This is a genomic window from Clostridium sp., assembly GCF_051278035.1.
GTDB lineage: Bacteria > Bacillota > Clostridia > Clostridiales > Clostridiaceae > Clostridium_AD.
In genome coordinates this window covers 1-6,475 of sequence record NZ_JBNMNU010000214.1, presented here as the reverse complement: position 1 = coordinate 6,475, position 6,475 = coordinate 1, and the positions used below count along the sequence as shown (strand labels likewise).

General features: G+C 30.1%; 7 protein-coding genes. 6 read left to right on the top strand and 1 reads right to left on the bottom strand.

Translation table 11 applies throughout. The annotated features are described in order from the left end of the window. Nucleotides 1-365 precede the first annotated feature (365 nt). Nucleotides 366-1,484, bottom strand: coding sequence for an NAD/NADP octopine/nopaline dehydrogenase family protein (locus tag ACJAX4_RS21125; RefSeq protein WP_435791411.1), 1,119 nt, complete (start codon nt 1,482-1,484; stop codon nt 366-368). Between the two features lie 503 nt (nt 1,485-1,987). On the opposite strand from ACJAX4_RS21125, the gene ACJAX4_RS21120 reads away from it, so the two are divergent. From ACJAX4_RS21120 to ACJAX4_RS21095, 6 genes are all read left to right on the top strand, one after another. Continuing rightward, a complete protein-coding gene (locus ACJAX4_RS21120) occupies nt 1,988-3,049 on the top strand; it encodes a 4Fe-4S dicluster domain-containing protein (protein ID WP_435791410.1) in 1,062 nt (353 codons plus the stop codon). A 93-nt stretch (nt 3,050-3,142) separates the two neighbouring features. Further along, on the top strand, nt 3,143-3,562 hold the full coding sequence (locus ACJAX4_RS21115; RefSeq protein WP_435791409.1) for a YkvA family protein: 420 nt from the start codon (nt 3,143-3,145) through the stop codon (nt 3,560-3,562). A 70-nt stretch (nt 3,563-3,632) separates the two neighbouring features. Beyond that, nucleotides 3,633-3,884, top strand: coding sequence for a hypothetical protein (locus tag ACJAX4_RS21110; protein ID WP_435791408.1), 252 nt, complete (start codon nt 3,633-3,635; stop codon nt 3,882-3,884). Between the two features lie 342 nt (nt 3,885-4,226). Further along, entirely contained in the window at nt 4,227-4,619 is a 393-nt protein-coding gene (locus ACJAX4_RS21105; RefSeq protein ID WP_435791407.1) for a bacteriohemerythrin, read from the top strand. A gap of 251 nt (nt 4,620-4,870) precedes the next feature. Continuing rightward, nucleotides 4,871-5,362 (top strand): 4Fe-4S binding protein, encoded by a 492-nt coding sequence (locus ACJAX4_RS21100; RefSeq protein ID WP_435791406.1) that lies wholly within the window; start codon nt 4,871-4,873, stop codon nt 5,360-5,362. Between the two features lie 82 nt (nt 5,363-5,444). After that, nucleotides 5,445-5,987 (top strand): GNAT family N-acetyltransferase, encoded by a 543-nt coding sequence (locus tag ACJAX4_RS21095; RefSeq protein ID WP_435791405.1) that lies wholly within the window; start codon nt 5,445-5,447, stop codon nt 5,985-5,987. Nucleotides 5,988-6,475: the final 488 nt, after the last annotated feature.

The window sequence follows — 6,475 nt, the reverse complement described above, 5'->3', positions numbered from 1 at the left end:
CAAGAGTTATAATATCTTTTTGGGTAAATAAAATCTTACTCATTTTCCACCATCCTATCTATATATAAATTATACAAAAAAAGCACCTATAATCCAAACACTTTTTTTTCAAGTGTCCTTCCTATAGGTACCAGTTTAAAATTAACAGGTTGTTTTTAATATAAGGATATGGAATAAGCTAATTGTCCATTTACTTATAGTATATCAAAAGACCTAATTTAATCATGCAAATAAAAAAAAAATAGTAAAACCCCATGGATTAGCTTCACGTATTCCATGGGGTTTTCTAATTAAAAATACTTTATGATAAATAGGGGACATATTTGTGGATAAGTATGCTATCTTATCATAAAATTGTGGGCAAATTATTTGTAATATGCAAACACATCTTCTATTGAATTTATCCCGAAATTTTGTGGAAGCGGAAGATCTTTTAAATCTTTTCCTACAAATCTACCATCTACAAAATATTCAACACCACCAAAGTTCTCAAACCACATAAGGATTTTATCAATAAATGGAGTTTTAACTTCGGCCAATTCGCAAAAACTCTTAATAATGCATAGTCCATATGAAAAATCCTCTTGAAAGTATCTTGAATTAAAATCTGGAATATACCCGTTTTCTGTTTTTATAAGTGGAGACAGTACATTCTTAAGCGCAGGCTTATTGCTAATTTGCGCAGTCATTTGCTGGGGCGAATCTGCCCCGAAATACTTCTTTACAAAACCAACCTTTTTCAAATCAATAGTCCCTAACTTAAGACACAAATTCTGTAACTCTTCATCAGTAGCTATTAACATTTGTGAACAGTCATCCGTCCACTCGTTATAAAATTGAATCATATTTTCAAAATATACTCCTTCTTTATAATGGTGAAAGATTCCATGAAGTCTTGCAGTATGAAGAATTGGATTGCCTGGTGTAAGCGCAACTTCTAGAAAATTTTCTAGTGGATTGCACTTGACGTTAATTATGTATTCCAATACCTTGCATACTTCTGATGTATTACCAGCGGGGATAGCACCTATAAAAAGTTCTTCTTTCTTTCCCAAGTCATACACAGATTTTCCATACTCCTTTAATCTAGCAATACCATGAACCCTCTGAAAACCGAATATTGTACAGCCGTTTTCAATAAGTTCGCTGCAATAGAATTCTCCACCACCATTACCGGGCATCATGCCAATCCAAGCTCCTTTTTTTAGAAAAGGCTTTATTAACTGAATCGTTTTGCTAAATATATTAGATGGAAGTGTGGATATAATAATGTCAGCACCACTTACTACTTCCTCTGGGTTACTAGATATCACATCTACCCTTCCTGTGTGTTCAATTGTTCCATCATTATCACAAACCTCAATAATATGGTTCCACTCATCTGGTCTGGAAGTCAATAATCGAACAGAAATATCCTTATTACTTCCGATGTCTCCCATTAAAAGTGTACCTATATTTCCACCACCTAAAATACATATATTCATTCTTTATCCTCCTAAATATATTTATTTTTTATAGTTTGTTTTCTCCCCAATATGTTATTAAAAGCTAAATCGGTATTATCCCAAACACCATTTATAGCTATAAATTTAGGGTTATTTTTTGAATCATGTTATTAGTATTATACCATATAAGTTCAAATAACCACATTATAACCCAAATATAAATGTTCATAGGAAATAGCTTCGGGTTTCTCTACTTAACTTAGAATTGCTTTGAAATGAATATACTTTACAGCAATAATTTTACCACTACTATTTTCACCTTCTATAAGTTATTGCATAAATATTTATGGATTCCTTTGATGGTGTAAGTAATTGAGGTATAATAATATTAAATACATAAATGGTATCGATCTTCAAACACTTGTAATAATTGTTGCGATATCAATATAGTTTTATAGTTAAAGGATAGAATATAAACCTGTGAACATGGATATTCTAGAGGAAGAGCTTATTAATTGGTATAACGCATATAAGGAGTATATATGAAAAAAAATGATGAAAGAGATACTATTTTTGCAAGAATGAGTTATAAAGAAGGAAGCGAAATCTATAAAAATTATTATAGTGATAACCCTCATCTAAAGGAAGTAGATGATTCACTCAGAAGTTTACCTCATATGGGCGGTGAAGGGTCAGTTATGTTTAATAAAATAAATTCACCAATTGTAGATGCTTCTTTTAAATATTTATATGATATAAGAAAATTCAGTGAAGGTGAAATATCCCCAAATAAAGCCGAGGTAGACCCAATTGTTATGACAGAAAGAGTTAAGGGATTAGCTAAATTTTATGGCGCAAAATTAGTTGGGGTAACAGAAATGAAAGATTACCATTACTATTCGCATAGGGGAAGACATGAAGAAAACTATGGCGAGGAAATCATTAAAAAGCATAAGTATGGAATAGTGTTTGCATTACCTATGGATAGTGAAATGATTATGAGAGCGCCAAAACTGCCAGAAGCAATGGCTGTTGTTAAAGGATATGTGGAATCAGCAACTGTAGGAATGTTACTTTCATATTATATTAGAGAGCTAGGATATGATGCTAGAAATCATATGGATGGAAACTATTTAGTGGTAGCACCCCTGGTAGCAAGAGATGCAGGCCTTGGTGAATTTGGTAGACATGGACTAATTATAACTAAAGAGTATGGTCCCTGTGTTAGGCTTGGAATAGTAACCACAGATATTCCTCTTATACCAGATGTACAAGAAAATTTTGGTGTTATGGAATTTTGCCTTGATTGTGGAAGATGTGCAAAGACATGTCCCGGAAAAGCAATATCTAAGACAGAAATGGTAGAAGAAGATGGCATATTAAGGTGGAAGATAAATGCTGAGGAGTGTTATAGGAGATGGAGGAGTTTGGGGACTGATTGTGGTTTGTGTATAGCTAATTGTCCATTTACTTATAGTATACCAAAAGATCTAATTTCTACGATTAAATCCTCCTCAAAAGTTAGGCAAGATATATTAAATGATTTTCAGGAAAAGTACGGAATAAGACCAATTATAAGAGAAGAGCCTGAATGGTTAAAATGAATTCTCACACATTCTATAATACCTTCATATTTTAATAGTGAAAAAATTTGAGTCTTAATTCTAAAATGTATTAAATAGAAGGAGGATAACGATATGAAAGAAAATAAAAAACTGCAATTGAGTAAACGTAAGAAAAAAAACATACAAAAATCAATGCTTAATAAAATAGTAAAAGTATCACAAAAAGCGGGAATAAATGTAGTTTATGCAGGGCTATTATTATTCTATGTTTTACAAAAACCGTTTGTTCCAAAATGGGCAAAGGCAACAATAACTAGTGCTTTGGGTTATTTTATTTTTCCATTAGATGTGATTCCAGACCTTACTCCAGCTATTGGATATTCAGATGATTTGGGTGTATTAGCATTAGCGATAGCAGCTGTAGCTATGTTTATTGATGATAAAGTTAAGAAGAAATCGAAAGCAAAGCTGAAAAGTTGGTTTGGAGATTATGAAGAAAGCATATTGAAAGATATAGACAATAGGATTCATGAAAATCGGAAAGTGCACTAAATATTTATGTTATCATAGATATATAAGGTTTGTATTAAATAATAATATTAAATAAAGGGGAAATGTAATCTTGATAAATGATAAAGTAAAAGATCACATCATAGAAATTGTTGATAATCAAATGAGGGATAATGAGCCTAAATGTACAACTGAAGTTTTTGAAAAATTAGTAGCTAGTGGATATGCAGAAGATATGGCAAAGAAAATGATTGGAGCAGTTCTAGTAGAGGAACTATATTATGTTTTGAAAAACGAGGAGTTATTTAATGAAGAAAGATATAGGGATAGATTGTATAAATTGCAAGGAAATAGCATAAAATAATTCCATTATTAAAAACTACTTATGAATAATAGGTAGTTTTTTTTGAACTCGTAAAAAGGTAAAATATTTCATATATGAGAGTTCTACAAGCGACAAACTCCCCAAGTTTCAATTCAGAAAAGTTCAAATTTCTACACCAAAACATATTAGAAAGACAAGAGGTAGGAGAAAATAATGTAAAAAAAAATATATTGCGCGGGAAATAAAGTAACGAAACAACTATAAAGCTAGTTTGTGAAAACTTTGTAGTTTAACTAGGATATACAAGTATGAATATGATATACTGCTTTTAAATAAACTTCATTTTATAATTATAAATTTAGCGCTGGGGGGTAATTTAAGATGTTAATTTGGAACGACAGTTGTTCAATTGGTATGGATATAATTGATGCGCAGCATAAACACCTTTTTGAGATAGGTAATAAGGCTTATGCACTTTTGAAAAATGGCCTACAAACTGATAAATATGACGATATAGGTTTAATAGTTGAGGATTTACGAAATTATACTAAATATCATTTTAAATGTGAAGAGGATTATATGATTAAAATTAAGTATCCTGGATATGAGGAACAAAAAAAAGAACATGATAATTTTGTAAAAGAACTAGATAAAATAAATATGTATAATGATGATGAAGATCATCAAAAATATATAGAGGATTTGCTGCATTTTGTATTTGCTTGGATTTTAGATCATATAGTGGAAAAGGACAAACTGATAAAGCCATTATAATATGATTCAGTTAGTGTATTCCAAAAGTTAGTTGTAAACAAAATAGCATGTATGCATGTGCTAATATGCTCCCCTTAAAGTAGACAGATTAAATAATAAAATCTGTTACTTTAAGGGGATTATCTATTGATTATTTAGTATTATTCATATATAATAGCTATTAACAGTATACCCAATGGGGGTATACTGTTAATAGCTTTTTATTCTAATTTTATATAGGTTACTATAACTTAGGTGAAGGATGTGTTTATATGATTAAAGATATAATTAAAAAAAGAAGGGTAATCCATGGAATTATAAGTGCAATTATTATTGGAGCAGCTATGTATTTTAATGTAGGTATTGGTATTATCTTAATAGTTGGTATGATTACAGGAGTAATATTTGGAAAAGTTTTTTGCAGATGGATGTGTCCTTTAGGATTTGCTATGGAAAGTATGCTTGGAAACAATAAAGATACTAAAAACATACAAATGTATAATTATCATAAAATGGGATGTCCAATAGCATGGGTTAGTGGTGTTATGAATAAGTTCAGTATTTTTAAGATTAGAAGAGATACAACTAAATGTATTGATTGTGGGATTTGTGATAGTAACTGCTATATAGCAACTCTAAATGAGAAATATAGCTCATATAATGAAGAAAAGCAAAATTCGGCAACACAGTTTAGTTGTTCAAAGTGCCTTGCTTGTGTTGAAAAATGTCCAACAGGAAGTTTGAAATATACATTTAAAAATTAATTTCAAAATGTGGGTATTATAAGATATAATGTGTATGTAAGAGAGGTTGAATGTTTATCAAAGAATTGGAGGAAAATTGTTTATGAATACTTTTACAACTATATCAACAAATAGATTACTTTTGAGGAAACTTGAAATATATGATACGGAAGATTTATTTAGATATCGTTCATTACCTGAGGTCTATGAGTATCAGTCATTTATACCTAACAACATAAAAGAAATTGATGATTTCATTAATCATAATGCAAGCATTCCCAATACCCCAAATACTTGGTTCCAATTAGCCATTGTTATGAGGAATACAGATATATTAATAGGCGATATAGGAATTCATTTTTTAGAAGATAATTATCAGGTTGAGGTAGGTTATACATTAGCGCCAAGTTACCAAGGTCAGGGTTATGCGATAGAATCGTTAAAGGCAGTGATTAATTATTTATTTTTTGATCTAAAGAAGCATAGGATTATTGCATCAGCTGATCCTAATAATGAAAAGTCAATTAGACTTTTAGAAAAATTGGGTATGAGGAAGGAAGGGCACTTTATAAAGAGTTTCAGAATGGGCGATATGTGGTTAGATGATTGTATATATGCCATGTTGGAAGAAGAATGGAAGGCATAATACTGAGATATTAGGATGAAATATTTACACATTAAGAAAATATTAAGATTTTTTATAATAGTGACCTATATGGTCTTAAGCATGTATATATTTATAGCACTTAAATAAAAACTATATTAAATATATAAATAATGGAAACAGATTCTATGTTTTTGGGCATACTAATATTAGAACATAAAATTCAATAAGAGAAATCATATGAAATTCATGGTACACTAGGTGTCTACCCATTTTTCACGAAAAATTTTATTAGTTACAAAACTTACTTCAAAATATGGGTAATATAAGATATAATATGTACAATAGGTTAAATTTATAATAAAAAAATATTAAGAGGTGATTTTATGACAACGAAGAAAAAATTTGTTTTGTATTCTGTACTTATAATTCTCTTTATCTGCTTATTTTCTTTAGGTAGCATAGTTCAATTTGTTATTAATATTGAGTGGTTTAAGGAAGTGGGATACCTTTCAGTGTACTTTACAAAG

Coding starts and splice junctions, on each gene's coding strand:
- ACJAX4_RS21115 (WP_435791409.1), top strand. CDS start 3,143: ATGAAAGAAAATAAAAAACTGCAATTGAGTAAACGTAAGAAAAAAAAC.
- ACJAX4_RS21095 (WP_435791405.1), top strand. CDS start 5,445: ATGAATACTTTTACAACTATATCAACAAATAGATTACTTTTGAGGAAA.
- ACJAX4_RS21100 (WP_435791406.1), top strand. CDS start 4,871: ATGATTAAAGATATAATTAAAAAAAGAAGGGTAATCCATGGAATTATA.
- ACJAX4_RS21125 (WP_435791411.1), bottom strand. CDS start 1,484: ATGAATATATGTATTTTAGGTGGTGGAAATATAGGTACACTTTTAATG.
- ACJAX4_RS21120 (WP_435791410.1), top strand. CDS start 1,988: ATGAAAAAAAATGATGAAAGAGATACTATTTTTGCAAGAATGAGTTAT.
- ACJAX4_RS21105 (WP_435791407.1), top strand. CDS start 4,227: ATGTTAATTTGGAACGACAGTTGTTCAATTGGTATGGATATAATTGAT.